We start from the raw sequence: 24099 nt of genomic DNA, 5'->3' as shown, positions 1-24099 counted from the left end.
GCTTCAACCACGCAGCCTGAACTCGACCACCCACAAATGGACGGGGAGGTTTCGAAAAAAACTTGTCCAACATTAGAAGTCACAAGGCGTTGGGGGATGAAAGCTATCGTCTGTCACGAACCGATTATTTGGTGTTCCTGTTCAAAAGACACGGTGGCTGGAGGAAGACATTGTCTTTTTGGTTTACGCTTCGCAAACAGGTATTGGGATTAATAACTTGCAAATAGGCCCTCTGCATACATGCCACCCACTGACCGGAGCTATTCGCCCGGTCACGCCGTCCCTGTTGCAAGAAAGCTATCTTTGCCCGCTTCCACCTGAACTGGATTTTGAAGGCGCCTTTGGAAAACCTGGGCTGCCTTGGGCTGCTAGCTTTGATGTTGCACCGCAGGATGTCATCAGACTTGCTGTAAATACCTTGGTCGAGATTGCGAAGGCGACGCCTGGTTTGTCTGTAGAGAACCTGCATCTAGACAATGTCAAAGGTCGGGCCAGGACGCATCTTGAAGCTATAAAACAGGTCTGGGAAGCGCTTGATGATGGTCTTCCTGAGGACCTCTGGGCCGTCAGGAATGCACTGATGTCGAAAGCGGACGATTGCATCGAGAGCCTGCCGCTCCTAAGTGACGCGCCGGATCCATTCCGAACCCCAGATGAAATCGGGCTGGCAGAATTACTGAAGTCACATCATGGATTGGCTGACCATGAAAATGCTATTCAGACCCGTCTGAATCTTGATGCGCCTCCGCCCGGAACTGGGGCGCTTGGATACATTCAGCAAAACTTGCTGAGATTTGCATCTCCTTCTGAAATGGACAATTCACTAAGCTTCTTTGGCTTGAGCAACCCCTTTGAGGAAATGGAATTTGCAGCGGCATTGTCTCAGAGCTATCTGGATCAGGGTCAGGTTGAAAGACCGGAACAAATTGGTCTACTCGTTCCGAACAACGAACTTTACCACAACCACCTAGGCCATGTTTTCTCTGAAATGGGCCTTGCTTTGTCTGGCATTGCAGCTAGGCACGAAGAGCGGGACCTTTGCGGCGAACTCTTATCCGCTCTTCTTGCAATTCTGCAAGGGCCGGCTCCCAGGCTGGCGCTCGCGACTCTCTACCGCTCTCCTCTGATGCCCTGGGATGCAGCTTTGGGTCACCAGATGGTGCGCGAATTGATGGACATTGGTCGCTCGAAGGCTGCGAACCAGCAATCCGGTGCCGCCTCTGAAGTCCTTTCCTCATTGCGCCCTGCAACTAGCTCGGATCAGCTGCTGGCCAAGCTTGGGGTGATTGCAAAATCCTTAGCGACTGCTGAAATCCGAGACGAATTCCAAGGTAGGTGCCAGAAAATTCGTTCTGCGTTGGCGAAGTGCGATGGGTTGGATTGGGCCGCGGTCAACCAGGCTGTTGCGACAAGAAGGTCGGGAGAACAGGTAATCGACCGCTATGTTGAAGGGATAAGTGTTTTTGAGGAAACCACCATTCCCTGGAGAACTGTCAGAAAAATGATTGTTCTCGGATTTTCTGGCCGGCAATGGCCGCGAACCCCGTCAGCAAGTCCATTCTTTACGGACAGCGAACTCGCACATGTCAAAAACACCGCGGGTCTTAAAATCTTTTCACGAAAGCAACGGCTAGATCGAAACCTTGAAGTGTTTCGCCGGCAGCTATGTGCGGCTTCGGACAGTATTGATTTTCTCGTTCCCGCCAGGGATGCATTTGGTCAACGCCAGCAATCTTCTCCTGGGCTTTCCTTACTTGGGCGATGTCTTGGAGCACACAAACCGGAGGCGTTGATCAAGGATTTGCGCGGCACCAGTCAGGAACAATGGCCATGTCGCCATCGACTTCTTTCACCCGCACCCAACCAGGGAAGGCCAGACGTGCCTTCTGATGGACAAATCCGTCTGGAAACTGACTTGCTCAAGCTACGCGTCGATGAGAAAGGGCGACCAGCAACCCAATCACCATCACGTTTAGAAAAGCTGATTGTAAGTCCCCTTGCATGGCTCATGGACGAGTTGGGTGCCAGAGAACGAATTTGGGGTCCGGAAGGCGTCGATCCGCTGGTGTTGGGAAGTGTGATCCACGGCGTATTGGAACGGGTCTTCCCGCAAGAGCAGGCTGTACCAACGGCTGGGCAAATTAAGAAGGCGCTACCATTTGCAATGCAGGACGCAATCCTGAAAGAGGCGGCCTTTTTGGCCGGTTCAGGCTGGTCAATTGAGCGGGCCGGATTGTTGCGCGAGGCCGAAAAAGCTTGCGATGCCTGGGCGGATTTTCTTAGGGCGAACGACGTCAGTATAGTCGCAAATGAAATTGGCCTTAGCGGAACCGCTTTTGGACTTCGTCTTTTTGGACTTGCGGATTGCATTCTCCGTACCAAACAGGGGCAAGTCGTCATTGTCGACCACAAGCGCTCAGGTTCTGCCAGACGCAGGGAACAAATGCGAAAAGGCTGGGACTTGCAGGTTGCACTCTACGCGGCGATGCTCGCCAATCCAGACACAGAAAAGGCAAAAGAGGTGGTTGTGCCGCCGGGGTCATATGCTGCGACGGCATATCATTTGACACTTGACCACACCGTTTTGGTCGGTGGTGTGGGTACGCCTGCGCTTCTGGGCGCAGAACCCGTCAATCAAGATATTTCGGCGAACTCCTTATCTTATCTCACATCAAAAATAGAAGAGGTTCGAACCGGGCTTGTGCGCCTTAATAATGAAGGCGATCTTGAAAGAATGGAGAAAGAGCGCGGAAGTAAACCTTACGCGTTGCTTGACAACATGTTTGTTGGTTCTTTCCTGCTGACACAATCAGAGCCGGAGGAATTCCCCAATGTCTGAACGGCTTACGATTGTTCCGGCGGGAGCCGGATCAGGCAAGACCTACAAAATCGAAACTGAGCTTGCTGAACTCGTCAGAACGGGTGAAATCCGTGCGGATCGCATTCTTGCTGTTACTTTTACTGAAGCAGCGGCAAGCGAGCTTCGAGAGCGTTTGCGCAACATCCTATTGGAATCAGGGGATATAAATAGTGCGCTGGGAATCGACCGTTCATATGTCGGAACTATTCATGGGCTTGGACAACGCCTTTTAACCGAGCACGCTTTTGCCGCAGGACATGCACCAGCTGCCCGGCTTGTAACCGAAGCAGAGCGTGATCTTCTCCTGCGTCGTGAACTGGCTCGATCAGTGTCTTTGCAACCCGTGATAAGCAATCTGGCACGCTACGGATACAGGCCAAGCTTTGTAAGGGGAGAAAGTGCAGAAGATCAATTCAGAGGGCAAGTGTTTCGAACAATCGATCTATTGCGTGGGTTGGGTGAACGTGGTGCCGACCCCACGGTAATTGATAGAGCACTAGATGAATTGAGAGCCATCTATGGAGAGGTGGACTGCCATCCTGAAAATCTGACGGAGGCCCTCAAAAGTGCAACCATGGCCCTTTACGATGCGTTTCCAAATGGGATTGCACATATTGCAGTGGCTAAACCTTCCGTGGAAAAGACATTTCGCAATGATCACAACGCGATAAGGTCAGCAGCGCGATTTCCGGAGCGCTTGGATTGGGATTGGTCTCTCTGGCAACGCTTGCGAGACCTAAGACAGTCTAAGCGAGGAATGGAAACACCGGAAACCTATGATGAACTGGCCCAGGCAGTCATTGATGCGGCGGATGCTCTGCCTCGCCATTCCGGACCACTTGAGGATGCCTGCGGACATTTGCGTGCACTTGTCGGTGGTGCACAGGAAATCATGGTTGCCTATCAGCTTGCCAAGTCGCGTGACGGTCTTGTTGACTATGCGGATATGATATCGGGCACGGAAGCCATGCTGCGCCATCAGGAAGACATTTTGGCGGCAGTGGTTGCGGAACTGGATTGCGTTGTCATAGACGAGTTTCAAGACACGAACCCAGCGCAGTTTGCAGTTCTGTGGCGTCTTGCCCGTGCGGCGCCGCGCGTTTTGATTGTTGGAGATACAAAACAGGCCATCATGGGCTTTCAGGGAGCGGACCCAAGGCTTGCCGCTGAGCTCGAAGCTCAACATCCGAACAATATTCAACCATTGGACCGCAACTGGCGAAGCACACCAGAAATCGTTGAATTTGTTAATTCTATTGGACCAAGCCTTTTCCCGAACGGGTATCAATCGCTGGCACCGCAGCGAACAAGCACAGGTCAAACGGCTTTGGAAGCTTTGTTGCTGCCGGGCGGTCGGAGAGATCACAGCGCGGGATGTATTGCTGAGCGAGTTGAGGATTTGCTCGCTGGCAAAGAGTTGGTATGTGATCGAGATAATGGTGAGCTTCGGCCGGTTCGAGCCTCAGACATTGCAATACTATGTTATACTCACAACAAGGCTTTGAAGCATGCAGATGCTCTACGGGCGCGTGGTATTGAAGTACGTATTCAAAGCAACGGATGGCAGATGTCCATGTCCACGCGCATGGCGCGGGCCGCGTTGGCATTGCTCGATGATCCCACAGATGGTTTTGCAGCCCTTGACCTGGTCACACATGGTCCCTCCCGAAAACCGTTGGAGGAAGCGCTAAGGGCAAAAATCGACGGCAGCTTACTGAATGAAGAAACACTGGAAAATCTAGCCCTGCGCGGCGAAAAAATACGGTCTCTGCCAGTCGCCGCTCAGCTGGCAAACGCAATCGATATTGCTGGTCTTCGAGAGTGGGCCAGCACTCTTGATGATCCGGAGCAGGCACTTGCGGATCTGACGCGCCTTGAGGCTGAAGCTGAGAGTTTTGATCAATTGCCTGAGTCTTTGAAAAACGCGGCAGGGTTTTATGGATCTGGGCCACAGGTGTTTTTAGGATGGCTGGCCGCGCAGACAGAGCGAGATTTTGACCGTCACCCCAACCCGGAAGGATGGAGTAAGCCAGGAGTGGAGGTCGTCACATGGCATGGAGCGAAAGGACTTGAGTGGCCGATCACTATTGTCGCCGGGCTGGATTACGACTTTCGCGAAAAGGAAAACACGCTGCGAACAGAGTTTTCCGACTATGATGACCTTTCAGATGTTTTGCCTGCATCTGGATTGGGTTGGTTTCCACCTTTTAGCGCACCAGAGCACAAGGAGCGATTTCTGGCTTCCAGATTGGACGCCAGCAATTCTGCCGCATCTTGCCTGTTGTATGTCGCGATGACGCGGGCTCGGGACCGCCTCATCCTGGCGCTTCCCAAACCGCCTCGAACACTTCCAGACCACCCCAGGTCTCTCGGCCAGCTGTTGGTTGAAAGAACCGGCTTGTCGGTAAGCTTGGACGGGACGGGTTTGGAGGCGGCAGGGAAAACCTTTTCTGCGAGGGTTACGGTTGCCACGGAGCCTGAAGACATTGAACACGCGCCACCTGCAAGCGCAGGCTACATTCGGTTTGGAGAGAAACGAAAACGAATGGCACAATTGCGCACGCCTTGGCGAATTCAGCCATCGCAGTTGCAGGAGACAAATCATTCCGGAATTCCGCCGGTGAAGACCATTCAGCTCGCTACGGGCATACCGGAACAAACCGGTGTGTTCGAGAACGCGTCTGAACGCGGCACGGCCTTGCACCTGGCATTCAGAGTTCTGCTCCAGGACCCCCAAAAAACCGATCAAGTCGCTCTTGCAACCGGTCTGAGTGATACGGTGTTAGGGCGTGTTCGCTATCAGGCTTTAGAAGTTGAAGCGTGGCTCAATACTCTTGGATACAGTGAGTTACATTTCGAACTGCCAATGCAACTTGAGCAAAACTCAGGCGCACAATCCAATGCCGTTGTGGATCTATTGGCCGAAGGTCCAGACGGTTTTTTGATCCTTGATCACAAATCTGGTCGATGTGAATACCCAACGCAAAAGTTTGCATCTTTCTATCCTCAGCTGGAAGCATACTGCGGGCTCGTTCAGGCTGTATTTCCTGGAAAACCGGTCGACGCTATTGCAATAAACTGGATGAATGAAGGAAAGGTTTCGGTGCTATCCAAGGATGCCTGTTAACCTCGGAATACTCGCAGATTCTTCAATTGCAAAAAACTGAAGCGAGCTTTCGTTGCCTTCCAGTCTTCTTGGCGGGATATCACAAGAATTTGGCACCTGTTCGGAAGCAAATTCAGTCAGTTGTGACCAATTCGTGTAAGGAATTGGTTGACACGGAGTGCCGGATCATTCGCATCCGGCAGGTGAAATAGATGAATATGAATGTTTCGATGCGGGTGTGTACTGCAATTGTAGGTTTTGGGGTTTTGACGGCGTGCGGAACCACATACCAGGTTACTGAAACGACAGATGCTCATAATGAAATTGCGCAGAAAATGTTTGCTGAAGAACGCCACCCGTCTACTGCGAAAGCTGGTACAAAACTGTCTCCAAATCAGGCCGAACGCCAGTTTGATCGCGTTGCGCGTCGGGTGGAGCCTGTGGCCGAAAGCTTTTGCCGACAGCATACTGCGGATCGAAAGGGATTTGATTGCGATATCAAGATAATGATTGATAGCAAGACGCCTTATCGCAATGCCTATCAGACATACGGGAAAAACAGAGAGCCATTGATTGTTTTTACAAAACCAATGATCGCAGATGCGCGAAACGAGCATGAGCTTGCATTCGTCATGGGGCATGAAGTCGGTCATCACTTGGCTGAACACATTGCAAAAAAAGAGCAGCAAGCTGTCGCTGGCGCTCTGATTCTTGGCATGGCTGCTGCATATGCAGGTGCAAATTCTTATTATACAGATCCAACGATTACACAGCAGAACATCGAGAACGCGGTTTACGCTGGATCAGCTTTGGGAAATCAAGCTTTCAGCCAGACTTATGAACTGGAGTCTGATGTCATCGGGACTTACATCACCAAAGCAGCCGGCTATGACCCGGTGCAGGGCGTTCGCTTTTTTGCTCGCCCAGAAAGCCCAAAGGAAGTGAACGGTCAGCTCAGCTTCTGGGGCACACATCCACCAGATGAAAAGAGGATTGCAACAGTCCTTGCAACAGTCGCAAAAATCGAGGCAAGCCAAACTGGCGCACTTCAGAAAGCTAACTGAAGCCGACTTCAAAATCCGACATTCTACTATCGATCACCTGCTGCGCGGCAGCAAACTCTTCGTCTTGGACCGCGTTCGCAGGGAAACTGGAGAAGCTTACCATGGAAATTCGCGAGCTTGTTTCTGAATTGTCAAGTTTAGGCTTCACGAGACCGACGACAAAAGCCCCGGAATTGCCACCGAAAGTGTTCCCGCCAATCGATCTCGATGGCGGGACTGCACGTATTGACTCAGATGGTGACAAGTCGCCTTCGAGGGTCGCGTTGGACTTGGACGATTTCTTAAGGCCGCACAAGTACAGTAAAGACGAGGTGTGGGATCCAAGTGACTACTTTTTTGGAGACTGGCTCGAGGAATGTGATGCCTATGAAATCCTTGAAGGCAATCGCAGCTTTGACGAATTTGCTAATACCGCATTGAAAAAACCCGTATTCGACACTTGGGCCTGGTATTGTCCAATTCATTTCTACGAAGAAGACTTCGGTATCTACATTCGGGGTGACCGGTTGCCGAGCCTGTCGCGTGCGATTCTCCTTTCAATGACACTCGCTGAAAGGAAACGAGTATTGCAGGCCTCGAGAATTGTTCAGATGATTTTTGGCCAGCAGCTGAAACAAGCCTCTTTCCTGTATCTTTTCTTGCACGAGATGTATCACCACAAGAGTGAGTGCTTTGCGACACGGCTCGAAGTCGCTGCGGGACGGCCAGTATTCGTCCCGTATTTTGATAATGTCTACAGAGCCTTAACGAGGCCACTCGATGATCGTTTGATCGAAGAAGGGCTTGCAAATGGTGACGTGATCCGACGTCTCGGCGAACCGCCATACAAGTCGACACAGTTCCCCAAACTGCCCGGAGTTGTATCTGTGCAGACGATCTTAAAGCGTTTCGCATTCAAATCGGCGCTTGCGTGTTCTTTACCAGGATATAGGGGGGTGCAACGCTATGTTTCAGGTCAGAGATTCAAGCATGAACTGTTTTCTGAAGATCAATATTCTCTGCAACAAAGTATGGCTACTGCAATGATCGACCCTATCGGCAATGCGAGCCGATGGAAGTATGCGCCCAACATGTTTGCCGGTTTCTGGAACAAAGACATCATTGCCTACGATGTGGTTTTTCCGGGATCACGTCCGATAATCGCGCCGAGACATGCACCAGCCGCGGTTCAAGCCTCACCTTCCAAGGTGATCAGGGCTGCCCGCAAATGGGGGTTTAGAAAGCTCAGGGAGGCCGCTGGGGATCACACTATATATATTGGTCCTAAAGGGTCCAAGGTGACAATTGATAACGGCTATGGCGATCTGCCTCGGGCTTGTTGGGACGGGTTGATTGATGTCATCAACGGGGATTTTGGCTTAAATCTACAGAACAATCAAAAGGGTAGAAGTGTGTTTTTGGCAGGTCCAAAACGCCTGGGCCTTAACGTGCAGTGACGGTGACTGGCTCAGGATTATCTGTATCCAAACCCCGTTGACGCTCGATAAGCATTTGGACTTCCAACAGGGTCGACCTTTCCAGTGCGGTGAGATCGACTTGTCTAAAAGCGTAGTTCTGAGGATTGACCTTGCCGGAAACGACGTCGCTCATCGGCAGGCGGGTTCTTTCCATAGTCTTGGTTTTCGGGTTCAACCGGTCTTCGAATACGACATCGTCAAACTTCCAATGCTTGCCATCACCACTGGTTTTGATCCGGTACTTGGTGAGAACGTTTGCATCACGCCGTTCACGTCGTACAGGCCCAACGAGAGCAAATTCCCGCGGTGTTTCTGAGAGGTGGTGGGCAATCACAGAGCCCAGATCGTCTTCATCGGTCTCATCTGCTTCGGAAACGGGCTTCAACCGGCCAAAAACAAGATCCTCAAACGCGAGCTCCGCAGCAACCAATTGATCTTCTTGTCCGGTCTGAATGCCAAAATTAAGACATTCATCAATGAACTCTGAGATCAGTTGCGGGCCATTGATTGGTTCAATCGCCACACCGTTCAGGTACTTCTGATACAGGAAGTGTTTCCACGCCAGCTGAACGACATTCATATGCGCCGCAAGATAATCTGCTGACACATCCAGATGGAGCGCATCCAATAAGGCGATAAACCTTTTTGGGCTGATGTAGAGGTCTTTCGGTGCGCTGAGATTGAATTGTTCATAGATCTCTCGGTTCATGAATTCATACATCACGTTTCGAGCCGCAGGTCTTAGCGTGATTTTGAGCTTTGTTTTGTCGGGCTTGCTTAGATCTCTTTTGAAGCCTTCGTAAACCTCAAATGGCCTCGCTGAAAACGACGGCGCGTAAGCATCTTTTCCGAAGCCTTTCTCGACCTGTTTTTGTGCGTTTGAAACGGACTTAACCAGTCTTGCAGGTTCCCGGTGCACGTTTTCGTTTGGAGTGTACCCAAGCCATTGCATGAACTCTGATGGCCAGACTTCAATAGAATACGTACTTAGGTGCGCTCCTGTTGCGGTGTTGGTATGGCGTTGGAGCTTGAACCTTGTGTCGCGCTGCAAAATGCTCAGAAGTGAAGCGAGAGGAGTCAGCAAGATCGCATGAGTTGACTTAAGGCTTCGAATGACCTGAAGATCGACGAAAGCAAAGAAACTAGGGTTTCGCAGCTCCAACCATACAGGGTCGGAAAGCTCCAAAGACACCGTGTATCTTCCAACATCCAGGTTCTTAAGCAACTTGGATTGGCGCGGCTTGGAACCGGACTTTACCGATATTGCATTCAGTGTGAGCAAGCACTCGTTTAATGTGCGGATTGCATCAACAACACGTGGTGTCGTTGCTCCAAGAAAATCTGACAGAACACCTTTTTTCAGGCTGACCTTTTTCGACTTTGCATGGGCGCATGAGGCCAGGATGAAATGCATCAGTTTCAGAGCATTGCAGGTCATCTTCCGAGACGGGTTTAGATCGACAAGCGCGGCCGGACATCTGAATTCAGGATTGATATCCGCGCTGTATCGCTTGAGGCGTGAGACCCAATCGGAGGGGCTTTCGTATCCCTTGCCTTCTCCACGTGGTTGGTAAGAAAGATAACCCGGTTGCCGTGTTCGAGCGCTTGCCTTTTCCTGTTTTTCACCGCTGTCCCGCAAGACATCTGCGACGGTCTCAGCCACCGCCAAGGTCTTGGATAACATTTCACCGGAGATCAGGTTGTTGCGGGTTGTACGTGGAGCCTGAAAGGTTTTGCTCGATCTTTTCATGTTCGTTTCTTGTTTTTGGCAGCAGGGCGCGTGTTCTGGACATGTTCTGCGCGATTGTCAGTTAGTTTTCAACCGGTCCAGGCCACATTGTGGCATTCAGGACAGTGAGATCCCAACTGCGCTGACAGACGCAAAGTGACGCATTTTATCGAGAAGGTAGGCTCTCACTTGACGTTTATTTACGAACTGATCGTTTAAGAAATAGAAAACACTAAGAAAAATAGATCCTCTAATCATATAAAACTAACTTTTGGTGACCTGCTTTCTGCTCCCGTGGCGCAGGCTTTCAGAGCAATTCAGAAACTATTTACCGCCCCCGGCGTTTAACGCTTTCAGAAAGACGGACCCCGCCGAATGAACGAAAAACACATTCTAGACAGGTGAGCAGAAGGACTGTCATACCCCCGGCCTGCGAATTGCAAACGCTCAAATCTCGGATTCCGAGTTTGCAATGCACTACTTGCTACGACTTATCGCTGCCAAGTCAGTCACTTCCCCTGACCATGAAACGCGAAGTTCCTTTTTTGCCCGAGTGGCTGCCACGTGCAATAGGGAACGGTACTGGTCGATGATGTCGTTCAAGTCCGCATCATCAACAGCAGACTCTACAGCCATTTTCGGTGGAAAAGCAGACTTCGATATGAACGGAATTGCCACGGCAAAAAACTCCAGACCCTTGGCGCGGTGCATTGTAGTGATTCTCACCCCGGGTTTGTCGCGGCTGTCCGCTTCTCCAGCCTTCAGTTCAACTGTTTGAACTTCAATCCGGTGAAGAGCATCCTCTACACGCGCAATGTCCTTTCTCCGGTTGCAAAGGATTCCAATCTCTTCAGGAGCAGTGCCGGAAGAAATCACCTTACCTACCCAATCGGCCAGACCTTTCAGTTCTTCAATTTCTGATGGATGGGACGCAAGCTCAGGGTTTGGCCCTTTCAACAGACTTACGTATCCGTTCAGTGTATCAGTGCCTTCATCGAGGTCATCGACACTCACCCCTTCCAGGATTGATACGGCCCAGGCTCGTATTTCCTGCGTTGTACGGTAATTCAGTCGCAGTCGGCGTGAGCGGCCGCGGATGTTTATACCGCAAGCAGACATGCTCGCACGACGTGCATAAATTCGTTGATGCGCATCTCCAACGATAAAGATCGTGTTTTTATCGCCGGTCGATTTTTCCGGGACAATGGCTCTAATCAGTTTGAAAGCCTGCTCACCCATGTCCTGTGCTTCATCCACAACGACGGCGACGTAAGGGAGATTTGGTGCTTCAGACAACAACAACTCGGTCGCCTCGCGGTAAGCATCATCTGGTTCGGCCAGGCCTGCGCTGACCATGCGGGCTCTGTAATCCGAGAAAACGTCCCACAAAGCGGCTCTTTTTCGTCGATCAAGCGGCGTGCCGCGCCCCGCTCTCGAAATTTTCAGGTAAGCCCTTTTGTCCGTCAGACCTTTTGCCTGAACAATCTGACCCCATTCAGCTTTTACAAAATCTTCGGTCAGGTTTTCTGGTAAATCATGCGCTTCAAACACTTCCCCCCAAATTTCTTCAAGTTGATTACGCGCTTCGCCGAAATACGCAACTTGCCGGCCAAAGTCTTTCCGTCTCAGAAACTGCGACACCCAACGATCCAGATTAATAACTTCAATCCTTGCCGGCTTTGAATCTAAGTGTTCAGGGCAAAGTGTGCGCAAATTGTTTAGAATGTCTTGCACCAGGCTTGTCGTGAAGGTTGTAAACAATACCTTCTCTCCGACCCGCCTGGGATCAGCGGCTATTTGATCCGCGAGATGTTTCGCACGATGCATTGCGACAACGGTTTTACCGGTGCCGGCACCTCCGCGTACCATCGCCGGGCCGTTATAGTCGCGATAGGCTAGCTTTCGCTGCTCGGGATGCAGGAAGACACGCCAGCCTTCCAGCCCTTCCTCGAAAACGCGCCTCAGCTCCGCTTCACTTTCAGGAATGAAAATGGTCTGTCGGCTTTCGTCGGTCTCAATGAGCTTGTCAAACGAAACGTCCGCGTCACCCTGTTCAGCGTCTTCCTCAACAGGTTCGGCAACGCCCGTCATCGCGTAGACTTCTTCTTCGGAGTACCCCGCTGCTAGTGCGTAAAGGACCTGATAGCTGAGGGGATCAAATTTGTCTTCGTCCGTCTCAAGTTCTTCCAACGAGGCAATTTGCCGAATGGCGGGTAGTTCTTCGTCCGGTATGCCCAGAGCGCGAAGTTTCTTATCCGCAAAATCATCAAACAATCCAAGTTGAGCAGCAGTGGTCTGCTTTTCCGTTTCAGCGTCAATTTCCTGGATGATACGGACACGATTGGTCCCAGGGTCAAGTTTCACCCGTCGCCCTGTCGCCCATCGGTACGCCTTGTCATGCTCACCGACATGCACAAACATGATGTCACGGCCCAGCTCGAAAGCTATAGCCCGGTAGCCTTGATCCACCCGCAGAGACTTAATGGAACTGTCTTTTGAACCTTCGACCGTCTCAAGGTTCAAACCGTTGCTTTCGGGGGCCGACATGTAACGGGTCATCATATCCATGAATCTAAGCGAAACTTTGTCCGGGAGTTTCCTGAGGCTCTTCATGCAGCCGATGTCGTACGAAACCCGTTTCGCAATTGGTTGGTTCATTTGCTCGTCTCCTCAATTGCCTTCAGGATTTCGGCGATGGTTTCGCTTACGTGACTTTCTTCCGGAATAAAGGTCAGAAGTGTCCACCCCGTATTGTCGTGAGCTTCTTCAGACACGCAGAAGTTATACTCGGACCAGCCAAACTCCATTGCACCGACGACCCGGCCGGACACCATGAGATCGTCGCCGATCCTATCCGGCCCTGTTACACCGGCCGCGATAAGCGCATCTATCAAAGGGTGGAACACTTCATCGCAAAGAGATCGTGTTTCTAGCCAAGCGGTATCTTCTTTTTCATCCGCGGCGCTGGATGAACTGGTTTCCGGTGGTAGCAGTGTATCCAACCCGTTTACCTGCACATGGAAGCCGGGCAAGGATTGAAGCAGGTTCACAGCACGCCATAGCCCGCGCCAAATATCTTCAAGAACCGGTTTGGTTGTTGTTACATCTGAAACGTCTGGAAGAGTGGCGTGGAGAACAACGCGCACGTCCCTGTTGGTTTCTGCCCACTGAATAGGGCTCACTTGGTCACAACCGACAAACACGTCGAGTGGTTTTTGACCAAAATGGGCCGCGCGCCACGCCTCTTTCAAAAACTCCAGATTCTCGCTCCGTAGGTCGCCAACACTTGGAAGATCTTCAATCGCGCGGTTTTCTGCCTGTACGAATGTGCGAGACAGCACCGACCAAGCTCGCTCTACGTCAGTATCCACGCCATCCAAAACACGTATCAGCGCGTTCAGATTTGGAAGTGACTGCAAGCTCTTTATCGGCTCGGACAAACCGGCAAAATGTTCATTTGCCAGAACCCGTCCAAGCGTTCCGCGCTGCTTGGACGTGTAAGTCGCTTCCGAAAAGGGGTTCCGAGGCAAATCGGCGGTCTCATCAAGGTCGTTCCAGCTGAGCGTCCAAACACGAACCTTTCCGGATCGGATCATATCGATACGGTCCAGCAGGTCCTTGTCGATGGTGTTGGCGTGGTAATCGTACCCATCCATTTCCACGACGACCGGCAATTGGTCGGCGGCATTGACTGGAGAAACCAGGAAATCCACTCTTTTTTTGGGCAATCCTTTGAAGCGGGTATCGATTTGAACCTGTGGTTCTATCGTCCAGAGTTTTGGGGTGTCTGCATTTCCTGCACGCAAGACGTATCCGCGCCGCCCGCCTGATAACACCTGGGGTTTCAGCGCGTCGTCACCATAAGTTTTGGATAGGGCTCCAAGAAACCTGGCTTCCAATTTGCTTTCAACCAACGCACCAAGAATAGACGCATCAATATTACTCGAGGTCTGGGTCAGGGTGTCCCATTTCCCGAGTGTGCTTTCCATTAGAGCACGTGCACGGTCTCGGCTTGGCTCTCCGGGGCCAAATTGTGACCTGTAGGGTTTTACGCATCGATAACATCCGTCTCTGGGCGGGTCGGCCGTGTTGCACCGACATTGGGAGAGCGCCGCAATCGCCTTAGAGACAATCGACTTCATTGTATCTGGATGTTCGCCTACTTGGCGCAGGTAACCGGATCCGCCAGGCACCGAGTCGTACAAGTAGAGGCTTCGAACCGAAACATGATCATTAAGCCTGGCTTCGTAGATAGTGGAGCGAATATGATCAACCTTGCCTGCAAAATGACGTTGCATGCCAAGATTTATCGCTGCAACAAAGCTCTTCAGATCATTGTCGTCAGCATCTCCCACCACTGGGATAATAACACGCATCGCCTCCGTTTCGAATTCCCGCATCAGGAAGACTTCTGTTTCCCAATGTTCGCGGTTGATGTTGTCTCTCAAGGTTTTACAGCTTGGCGGGTGAACACCAACATCATCTTCATTGCGCGGAGGCCTTTGCACAGTGCCGCAGTGTTTGCAGATCCTGAAAGGCTGAGAAGCGCGCTTGGCGCCCGCGATGATTGGACCCACCGGAGCCGATGACTTTGCGCCATAGTTGAAATCGCGGAAGGTGCAATCTGGAATGAATTCAAATCCAAATGGTGCGCTAGAATCCTGATCCGTAAACCAGGAGGACAAAACGTCAGCTTCTGCATGAAACGGTGTCAATTCTCTATCAAATTGACGCTGGTCTCGCTGGTCCAGATCGCGAATAGCAGCCTTTTCCTCGCTGCTGGCGGAAATAACGGATTTCAGTTTGACCACTTCATGTTCGGATCCGCTGTCGATCCACATGTTGTCCCCGCATTTAGGACAATTGCTGGTCGCGTCCCCCTCGTGCCGTGGAGCAATATGAGAACAGGACTGGCAAAACGTCCACGACGTCAGATCCTCCTTGCCAATTTCAAGTCGCTCCACCCGAACCTGTCGACCATTTGCAAAAAAGTACTGGCCGGGCGCGAGCTCGGACAACGCTGAGCTGGCAGGTCTGGAATATTCGATTTGTAGCGGCTCCTCCGGTTCACCCTTTGCATTGTCGCGACGGAATAGAATCGAAGTAAGTTTTACTCCTTCTTCGGGAAAAGCGTAGTTTGGCAGAACACCTTTATCTGTGAGGTATTTAATTACGGGAACATCGTCGATACCCTTGCGGATCATGCTGTTGATTTCTTTTCGGTTGCGCTCGATGTCGCCCCTGCGTTTGTCGTATTCCTCATCGGTAAACTCAGCCTGGCGCTGGCGTAGACGTTGCAGCTCTTTCGTTGCTTCTTCTCGCTTGTCCACCAGGCGTGCTCTGTCATTTTCTGCTTCATCAAAGACGGCTGTGATGCGCCAGGGGAGCGAGTGGTGGTCAGATTGGGTCAAGTAATCTCGGATCCGTGCGGTCAAATCGGATCGCGCCTTTATGGCCTCCGGAAGACCGTCCAAGAACTGGTCAGCGAGCATTGCGCCGTCGGATTTGACCATATCGAGCCATTCCCTTGGGAAGCCAGTCGAAGCACCGTCATTTCTCCGCTTCAGGACATCTCTGACCTTTCCGTAATCGCTGCTTTCGGAGGTGGTGATAACGAAAGCATCAAGGGTGAACGCTGTTACCTGGCGCAGTAACACTTCTTCTGCCGATAGGAACACGCCCGGAGGGTTGACCTGACCCGCCAGCATTGGTGTTGGATCTTCCCAGAACTGAATATCGTGTGGCCTGGCGTTGGCCAGAACCAGGTTCAGAGCATTGCCGTCCCGACGACCGCTTCGTCCCATTCTTTGAACATAGTTCGCCTCTTCAGGTGGAACCGAGCTCAAAAGCAAGGTCGACAGATCGCCAATATCGATACCCATTTCCAGTGTCGGCGTTGCGCTGATCAGGTTCGGTGCCCATCGGGTTTCCTCGGTTATGAAACCCGTTTCGATATGGTTTCTTTGATCCGCATCGAGGATGCCGGTGTGCTCCCGGGCGACAACTCTGTGATTGCGATTTGAGGACAATGACCTGCGCATCGCAGGGCGAATTGGGAGTCGTGCATCCTGTAGATGTCCCTGGCATCCGATTTTTGTACAGCGCGAACCGACGACAATGTCTTCGTTTACCGCCAGTGTTACCTCTCGCCGCCCACAAACATCGCAGGTCAAACCATGCGTGTCCAAGGAGACTATAACTTTACTTGGCTCAAGCAGCCAAACGTGCCGGTGCCCATCTGGGCCGTCAACGCGCTTGACGAGACTGTCGGCCTGCAACCTGTCGAGCGCCAGTTTGAAAACCGTGTCTGGATCAGTTCCAATTCTAAGGTCTGCATCTGCAAAACTTCTGAAAACCCAATCACGATACCAGTTTGCGATATGTTTCCGCGTCAATTTTTCAACACCGGTCAGAGCATTGCTCAGCGTAATCGGGATGGGGCCTAGTCTTCTGGGTGTATCTGGAATGGGTAAAGTGCCGCTTTGTCCAAGTCCCAGTTGACGACCCGCTGCAAACCAATTCATTCCATATGATCCAGTCGATGCCCGGGCCGCAAGCTCGACATATGGGTGGGCGACGGAACCTTGGCGCCTCATACGTTGCATGAATCCAAATAAAAACTGGGCTACACGGTCATTGTCGAGCTCAGGCGCGCCAGTAAACTCGTTCCTGAGTTGTCGCGACAAACGCTCTGCGCTGTCGCGAACCGCTTCACCAGATACATCGGCGGCAGCAATCCCATTGATCTCCAGCGTATGATTGAAATGCGCGCGAAAGCTGAGATCAATGAAATATTCCCACCCCAGGCGTATGCAGATGTGGTCTAAGAAAACGGGGTCGCTGATAGAAATACCGTGTTGAATCAAATCTGCATATCGCGACCGCCAAGCCTGTTCTTTCGGAATGAACAACGCGGTGAAACTGTCCGCGCCCAGGTTTGCAAGCCATTCTTTTGGAACGTCCTGAAACACCTCCTCAAGATTGAGTTTGCCGGCATCAGACCTTTGCAAAACCTGATAGAGCGACTTCTGATACACCGAGAGTGTGTTGCGGGTCTCAGCAACGGCAGCACGATGCGCGGCGTCTTGAACAGAGTCCGAAAACATCAGGAATCTGGGTTTTGCGTCCGGACTTTCTTCATTCTGCTCGGACGAGTACATGGTACTTGTAATGCCCGGTGTCAGGCGTGCTGCACGCATTCCAAACAACAAAACGCCTTGAGCCTGCCCACACGACGGGCATGTCGCATCCAACTTTCCATTGCTATCTGTGGGATCGTACATCCAGACAGGCGATGCTGGCCCCACGTCGAGCTCGTCATGGTTCGAAGGACTGAATTCCAGGCTTTCCGAATCCAACATGCCTTGGACGATATGCCCGCCGCCAGCGGTCGCGCTCACCTTGCGGTCTATATTGTCGTGGTAAAATAGTCGAAGTTTGCCGCCGTTGTTATGTGAAAAGAACTCTTCGTAGAGTTGGTCGAGTGGCGCCCAGCAAGATACCGAACTGGCGTTCTGGCGTCCCAGATGCGCTGTTGCCCCGCATCGATTGCAATTAACCAAGGGCAAAGTTTTCCTGAGCGCTGAAATATCCAGATCCATACCATGCAGAAGGTTGATGTGAGATTTCTGCAAACCTGCCTCAAGCCTTGGAAGGTTTGACACCATCCGTGCCATTTCGCGTATCCAGAGCTGAAGCCTGACATTGAATAGCGGGCGATTTCCTTCTGACCGTGCCCATGCGACCAGTGCGACAGTCAGCTCCGCCAGGGCTTGATGGTCTTCTGGCCTCCACTTGCGGATTGCCTTCACCAGGGACAGGCCAGCGGCTACGTCCTCGAGCGAAGCAGGCCCACTGTGTTCTGCGATGGTTTTCAGCGTTCTCTGAACCAGTTGCTGCTCCATTAACAGGCGCCCGAGAAGCAACCGCCAATCAAGAGAGGTGGGGTCACCTGCATGCAGCGCTTCAAGATCTGGATCGGTCGTTTTCGGAAACAGGCATCTTGCAAGATGCTTGGCTGCTTCCGCCTGGTTCATGCCTTCTGCCGCACTGAGGGCTGCGCGTATGTCGTCCGGAGAGGGGCGGTCAGAATATTCTGGATCGTCGAAGACTTCTGCCGCGGTTTTGCGGGTTTCGGTGATGACGGCCTGATCATCGAACTCTTCGCCAAAAATCGTTCTGGCGTAGTCGCGCAAATCGGCTTTTGCGTCTTCGCTGGAACCGAGTGTTGCAGAAGACCCGACACAGACCAGATGCTTCTCCGGTGTGTTCAGGCGATATTTAAGACGTCGGATCAAAAGTGCCAGATCCGCACCTTGCGCACCGTCGAAGGTGTGTATCTCATCTACGACCAGAAACTTGAGTGTCTCCGGGTCATTGTCGCCCCACAGCCTTTTGTCCCGTCCACGCAACAACAAATAGTCGAGCATTTTGTAGTTTGTGAGCAGAATATCGGGTGGGTTTTGGCGCATGGTTTCGCGATGTGTGATCACGCTGTCTGGCGTCACCTCCATCGTAGCGTTCTTGGGTTCTGCGTCAGCGTATATCCCCGCGCGAACGCCCTCCAAGCCCGGTAAATCGTTGATCGCCGCCGCGATCCGCCGCGCCTGGTCACTTGCCAAGGCGTTCATCGGGTAGATCAGGATAGCCTTGATTCCAGGCTCGTCCTTGTGCTGCCGACAATGCTCCAAGATAGGCCAGAGGTAGCTTTCTGTCTTACCTGACCCTGTGCCTGTCGCCACAAGGGTAGAGCGCATCTTATCACCGCTTAGCCGGGCAAAGGCGTCCATTTGGTGCTGATAGGGTGGGAATTTCAGCGGAACCTCGGCAAAGGGCTGTTCCCACGTGCCATCCCCGGCTCCGTCAATCTGGCGAAAGGGCATGTCGACCGAAATCCACGGGCCCTTGATGAAATTGCCGGGCGTCTCAAGAAACCGTTCCACGATCCCCTCAAACGAATTGCTTGAGGTATTGAGCGTGGAATGCACCAGCTCGCGCAGGCTTTGTTGCACATGTCGGTTGAGCAGGATCGGGTTCATATCAGTTGCCCCCTTGTGCCTTCAGCGCCTCGAAATGTAACCAGGCGCGTTTGTAGTCTTCGATCCGGTCGCAACGGGTGAAGGGGCCGACAAAGCGGCGGGTGACCTCGCGGGGACCGCCGGGTTGGGTGTCGTCAATCGCTTGGCTGACCAACTCGTCGGGATCTGCGCCTAATATCGCTTCCCACGCAGAGCGGCCGGGACTTTTCCAGTTGCCGCGATTGTCTTGCACCAGATGGCCTACTCCGGGCAGACCTTTGGAGCAGGTCCAGACAATGCGCCCCTGTTGATCGTACCATGTGCCAGCCTCGTTTTCTTGAAGAACGGGGAAGTAGATGCGGTAGATCTCGATCAACTGATCAAGCGTGAGGCCAAGCGCTTGGGCCACCAAAGTGTCAATCTCAACAAGGGCCAATCGGCGGGCAAACTCGGTGCGTAGCGCTGCGCTTCTGTCCCAGGATGCGGGACCTTTAACAGAGTCTTCCAGCGCGACACGCGGGTCATCGGATGACCAAGGCATCGGCGACATTTCAGGCGCGTTGTTGTTCCAGAGTTCGGCATACGCGGATGTTAAGCAATTCAGACGGAGGGCGCGATGATGGGCCGTTGGTCCTGAATCCACCCACCCCATTCCTCTAACATCGTGGTCATGTAGGTTGGTTTTGCCGGCCGCTTTTAGTCCAAAGTCGTACGGCAGCGAGACGAACATGCATGTTGCGGCCAACAGTTCCTTGTCAGATTTAAAGGCCATGCTGTCGACACTGTTAACATGAGCCATGCCCGGCGAAATGATGGCGCCGATCAAACTTCTTTCGCTGTTCAAGTTGATCATTTTGCGTACAGCAAATCGATAATAATCCACGTGGCTCTTTGTTGGATCCCACGAGCACCGAGTCATGCGGCGTCGGTACTCTTGCATTTCTACCGATGGTCCATAATTCGTTCGGGGTAGATAGTCGTCCGGAGCCGTGGCCAAGTCGATTACGTCATAGTCGGCATTGGTTAGGCTGACGGCGCGGGGTGTTTTGTAAAGCGGGTTGCCAACATGGAACAGCGGTCCTTGCAACACCATTTCTTCGGTGTCGCGGAAAGCCGTTTCGCGCTTGATGGTTCCGTCTTTTTGGGCGCTGGTTTCATGCCAATGCGAGGACATCTGCCAAAGCGAAACCTCTTCGCCACCTGGCATTCGTTTTTTCGGAATGGCGGTGTCCAGTTTCGGAAACTGTGCCATTTGCTTAAACACATCCAGCGTTCGGGCCGAAAACGGTTGAATAAACCGAGCTTGGTCGACGGGAACATCTGCCTCTTCTGAGAGCGCATGAATGACGGACAACGCATCGCGGTCAATTCGTATGATCCGATCCCGGTGACCTCGTACGTCCCAGTTCCCATCAGTGTTCTTAATGCCGGGAAGATCGCCCATACCATCTTGGTCGGCGTAGGAGTCCTCCACTTGGCGCGCCAGGAAAGCAAAACTGAATTGCTCGAAATTCACTTCTCTAGGCGTCCCAGAATACACGTTCAAACTAAATCGAACGTGGTCGACAACCTCTGCGAAATTCTTGGTGGTTATCTTGTTGCTATGGTCAAAGTGTTTGACTGTACGTGCATACCAATGCGCCCTAAACTCTCCGGAATTTGGATCCCCTAAATGCCCGTCTTGATGAATGAGTGCGGCATAACCTTCAGGAGCGGTCAAACGGAAAGAGAGGTCGATAAAGCAACGATAGAGGTTGTTGGATCCGCCGCCGGCAAAAGGTTGCATAACGGCCGACGATGTGATCGCCATTGCGCCCTTGGTCGACACATATTCCTGTGAGAACCGTGCGACGCCACGCGCCTTTTCAAGTGCTTCGCCCAAAACACCCCGTGCTTCGGTAGCTGACAAACCGCGGTGATGGGGATCAATATCCGCTAGCACCAACCCTTCATTCCAGGAGGGCTTTGCCCATGGCGGGTTCCCAACGATCACGTCAAACCCACTACGGGCGCGCATCACGTCGGCAAAAATCAGGTCAAAATGGACAAAGCGTTCCCGCTCTGCCACTTCGGTTGCTACGCCAAGCCAGTCGAAGGTTTCGATCAACGCCTCGACATTGGTTTCGCGGAACAGCAAGTCTTGGGTCTTATCCGCCACTTTGAACAGATCACGCGCGGGGGCATCTGGTTCTAGCTGATCAAAGAAATCCAGTTCCGGGTCCGAGAACTCTGACATGCTTGGTGCTTCAAGCGATCCGTCAGCAGAAAACCCGCCCTCAAGGATCATGGCCATGCCGTTAAGAAACTCGAGCCGCGATGGCAGTTTGTCTGCCTGATCCAACGGCCAAAGCCACAGCGCGCACCACGCGTCCATTGCCGTTTTGAGCCGCTTGTAAGGTAGGGTATTCGTGGCGTGATCATCGCCCACCAAATGCGCGGTCAGTTTGGCCTTGGCATGGAAATCCATCCGCTTGTTGCCAACCATTTCATGGTCGGGCCAGATGGTGATCTCATCGTTGGAGGCGAGACGCGTTTTTTCAAGATCGTCGGCGACCTGTTCGAACAATGCCTCAGCCACCTTGCTGAGTTTCTGGACCAATTGGACTTCATGCTTTTCAAGTTTCTTGAAAAATTCACCTTGGCGCCAAGCATGGATTTTGGCTTGCGCCTCCCTGGCAAAGGGGCGAATCGAAGCATCACCTTCGAACTTGGCCATATCCTTGGCCGGCAGCAGCCATTGCCAAATCTGACCCTCGGGCAGCTTGTTGCGCCAGCCAATCTCCTGCGGCTTGGTATTGAACCACAGATCAGCGGCACGAGACGCTTTCGTTAAACGCGGATCATAGGACGCTCTGCGTGCGCCCAGCAACGAATTCCCGGCATGCAACTGGTCTCCGAACCATGGAGAAAACGCGCTGTTGTGCAGCCCATTGAGCCAGAGCGAAATCGCGCCGAGTTCAACTGCAATAGGGTTCAAGTCGACGCCAAAGCAATTGCGGTCGGCGATGAAACTGCGGACCTTTTGCTTCTCGACGACGATTTGGTCTTGTGGAATGGTCTTGCCCAACTCCTGTTGTTTGCGATCCAGATAGAGGTCGGCCAGTTGGTTGGTAGTTTCGACCAGGAAAGCCGCCGATCCCATCGCGGGCTCGAGGATCTTCAGCTCCAGCAGTTCATCTGCGGTGAGGTCTTTGCAGCGCTCCATGAGAGCGTGTTTGACGAGCAATCGGGCCAGCGGCTCTGGGGTGTAGTAGGATGCCGACTTTTCTCGATCCCGACCCGCAAGGCGATAGATGAATGTCCCCTTCGGATAGATGAGTGCTTCGCTGCCTTTGAACACCACCTCATCAGAGGTAAACTCACCATTCAAAAGACGACGGCGTTCCACAAACCAACTGGGGTCCAGTGGGTCGACGGTATCCACGCGATCTACTGGAGCGTCTGGATCGGCATCGGCTTTTTTGCCTTTGCTGGGTAGCAACTCAATCAGGTCATTCTTGGCAACAACCCCAGTAAAGGAAATCAGGGTTTCATAGACAGCGCCCAACTGTCCGATGCCGAGCTTGGCATAAGAGATACGCCCCGTACTTTTGTTTGTGGAGCGGAGTGACAAAAGCCGAATGACCTTCTGAATAGCCTCATTACGCAGATTGAGGCTGTTCAAAAGTGGAGTGCTCTGTGGATCAAGCAGGGACACTTTCACCGCTGGCAGTCGGAGCCCAGTGCCTGTGTTAGCATCTTCCAGATCAAGCCCTGTGTAGAGCAAACCCAAAGTCGTTTGCAGGCTCTCCCAGAGGAACGTCCCGGTTCGATCCGCGGTGGTTCTGAGCGGAACAGATTCCAGATCTCGCAGACCCTCCAGAGAATAACCCGAACTGTAAGTTGAGTTTTTCAAATCAAGCAGACTGAGCCGCGGGTTGGCTTCGGCATAGAACATGAACAGCAAGCGATACATGTATCGCAAACATTCACGAGACAGGTCTGGACCTTCTATCCAGACACCGCGTTTGGACTTGATAGGATAATTCGACGGAAACTTGCCTTCGGTGACTTCGAGAACTTCTTGCCCCAGCAACTCAATAGCATCTCGCACTGTTTTCTTAAGCGATGATGTCACCGAGTTAGCATTGCGCTGCGCTTCTTCTTCCAGCCTGTCGGAAATAGGCACGCCTTGCTCAGGCACCCGAGCCTCTCTTGCAATCAGGCAAGCCGTCAAGACCAGCGTGTCGCGTTCGGATCGTGCAAAGACCTCTTGCAAATTGAAGCGAAGTACCGAACGCGCAGGCCATTTGCGTTTATCGACAAGGACAAGTTGGGAAAGACCAACAATCAGTACGTTTCTAGGTCCATCCGGCAATTCAAACACACCTTTGGCCAGAAACTCGCCGATTGTCTGGTCCAATAGAGCCGCGTCCCGGTCCTCTTTTGCAAACTGATCTTTGGAAAACTTCGTATCCATTGGGTCAGACGCTTCGTCTTCGTTACTTGGAACCGGAGCTTCGATTATCCAAAGCGCATCTTTTCCATCTGTATTTGAGACTCTGCCGAGAAGCGGTATCAGTGTCTGGCCATCCAAACCCGCGGGCATAGCTTCCCGTTTCCACTCATAGCCGAGCGCTTCCAAAACCTTGAAACGAGTTTCCTGGGTAAGCCCAAGTCTTTTCGACGCTTCACTGGATGCCCGAATTTGTCGGTAAGCATCCAGAGTCGCGCCGGAGACACTCTGCAAACGGTCAACCGGGTGCCTTTTCTTATCCAACCCAGACCAACGAGCAGTTATATCGGCCAATTCCTCTTTCAGTACATCTGACAGGGTCCCGGAAGGGAAAAACTCTGCTTCATTTTCAATTCCAATGAGTTCCATGA

The 24099-nt window shown here is 52.3% G+C and carries 8 protein-coding genes; 4 read left to right on the top strand and 4 right to left on the bottom strand.

The window, feature by feature from the left end; translation table 11 throughout:
• The first annotated feature begins 217 nt into the window (after window positions 1-217).
• The 4 genes from ACR0LH_RS13275 (at window position 218) to ACR0LH_RS13260 (ending at window position 8466) form a co-directional block, all read left to right on the top strand.
• Window positions 218-2839: a PD-(D/E)XK nuclease family protein gene (locus tag ACR0LH_RS13275; protein WP_480721338.1), complete on the top strand. Its 2622-nt coding sequence runs from the start codon at window positions 218-220 to the stop codon at window positions 2837-2839.
• Complete coding sequence (locus tag ACR0LH_RS13270) at window positions 2832-5987, top strand: UvrD-helicase domain-containing protein (RefSeq protein ID WP_480721337.1); 3156 nt, start codon at window positions 2832-2834, stop codon at window positions 5985-5987. The genes ACR0LH_RS13275 and ACR0LH_RS13270 overlap by 8 nt, the downstream gene beginning before the upstream one ends.
• 191 nt (window positions 5988-6178) lie before the next feature.
• Window positions 6179-7030: a M48 family metalloprotease gene (locus ACR0LH_RS13265; protein ID WP_480721335.1), complete on the top strand. Its 852-nt coding sequence runs from the start codon at window positions 6179-6181 to the stop codon at window positions 7028-7030.
• A gap of 101 nt (window positions 7031-7131) precedes the next feature.
• Window positions 7132-8466 carry a hypothetical protein gene (locus ACR0LH_RS13260; protein WP_480721334.1) on the top strand — a complete coding sequence of 445 codons (1335 nt, stop codon included), beginning with the start codon at window positions 7132-7134 and terminating at the stop codon, window positions 8464-8466.
• Here ACR0LH_RS13260 and ACR0LH_RS13255 read toward each other — a convergent pair.
• From ACR0LH_RS13255 to ACR0LH_RS13240, 4 genes are all read right to left on the bottom strand, one after another.
• Window positions 8453-10237, bottom strand: coding sequence for a hypothetical protein (locus tag ACR0LH_RS13255; protein WP_480721333.1), 1785 nt, complete (start codon window positions 10235-10237; stop codon window positions 8453-8455). The genes ACR0LH_RS13260 and ACR0LH_RS13255 overlap by 14 nt on opposite strands.
• A gap of 456 nt (window positions 10238-10693) precedes the next feature.
• The gene (locus ACR0LH_RS13250; protein WP_480721331.1) at window positions 10694-12874 is read right to left on the bottom strand and encodes a UvrD-helicase domain-containing protein; all 2181 of its coding nucleotides are present in this window, start codon (window positions 12872-12874) and stop codon (window positions 10694-10696) included.
• Entirely contained in the window at window positions 12871-19254 is a 6384-nt protein-coding gene (locus ACR0LH_RS13245) for a DEAD/DEAH box helicase (RefSeq protein WP_480721330.1), read from the bottom strand. The genes ACR0LH_RS13250 and ACR0LH_RS13245 overlap by 4 nt, the downstream gene beginning before the upstream one ends.
• Before the next feature lies 1 nt (window position 19255).
• Window positions 19256-24097: an N-6 DNA methylase gene (locus ACR0LH_RS13240; RefSeq protein WP_480721329.1), complete on the bottom strand. Its 4842-nt coding sequence runs from the start codon at window positions 24095-24097 to the stop codon at window positions 19256-19258.
• Window positions 24098-24099: the final 2 nt, after the last annotated feature.

It is taken from the genome of Ruegeria sp. CL6, assembly GCF_056536465.1.
Note: the sequence above shows the minus strand (reverse complement) of the source record. Positions and strands in the feature narration are given on the sequence as shown.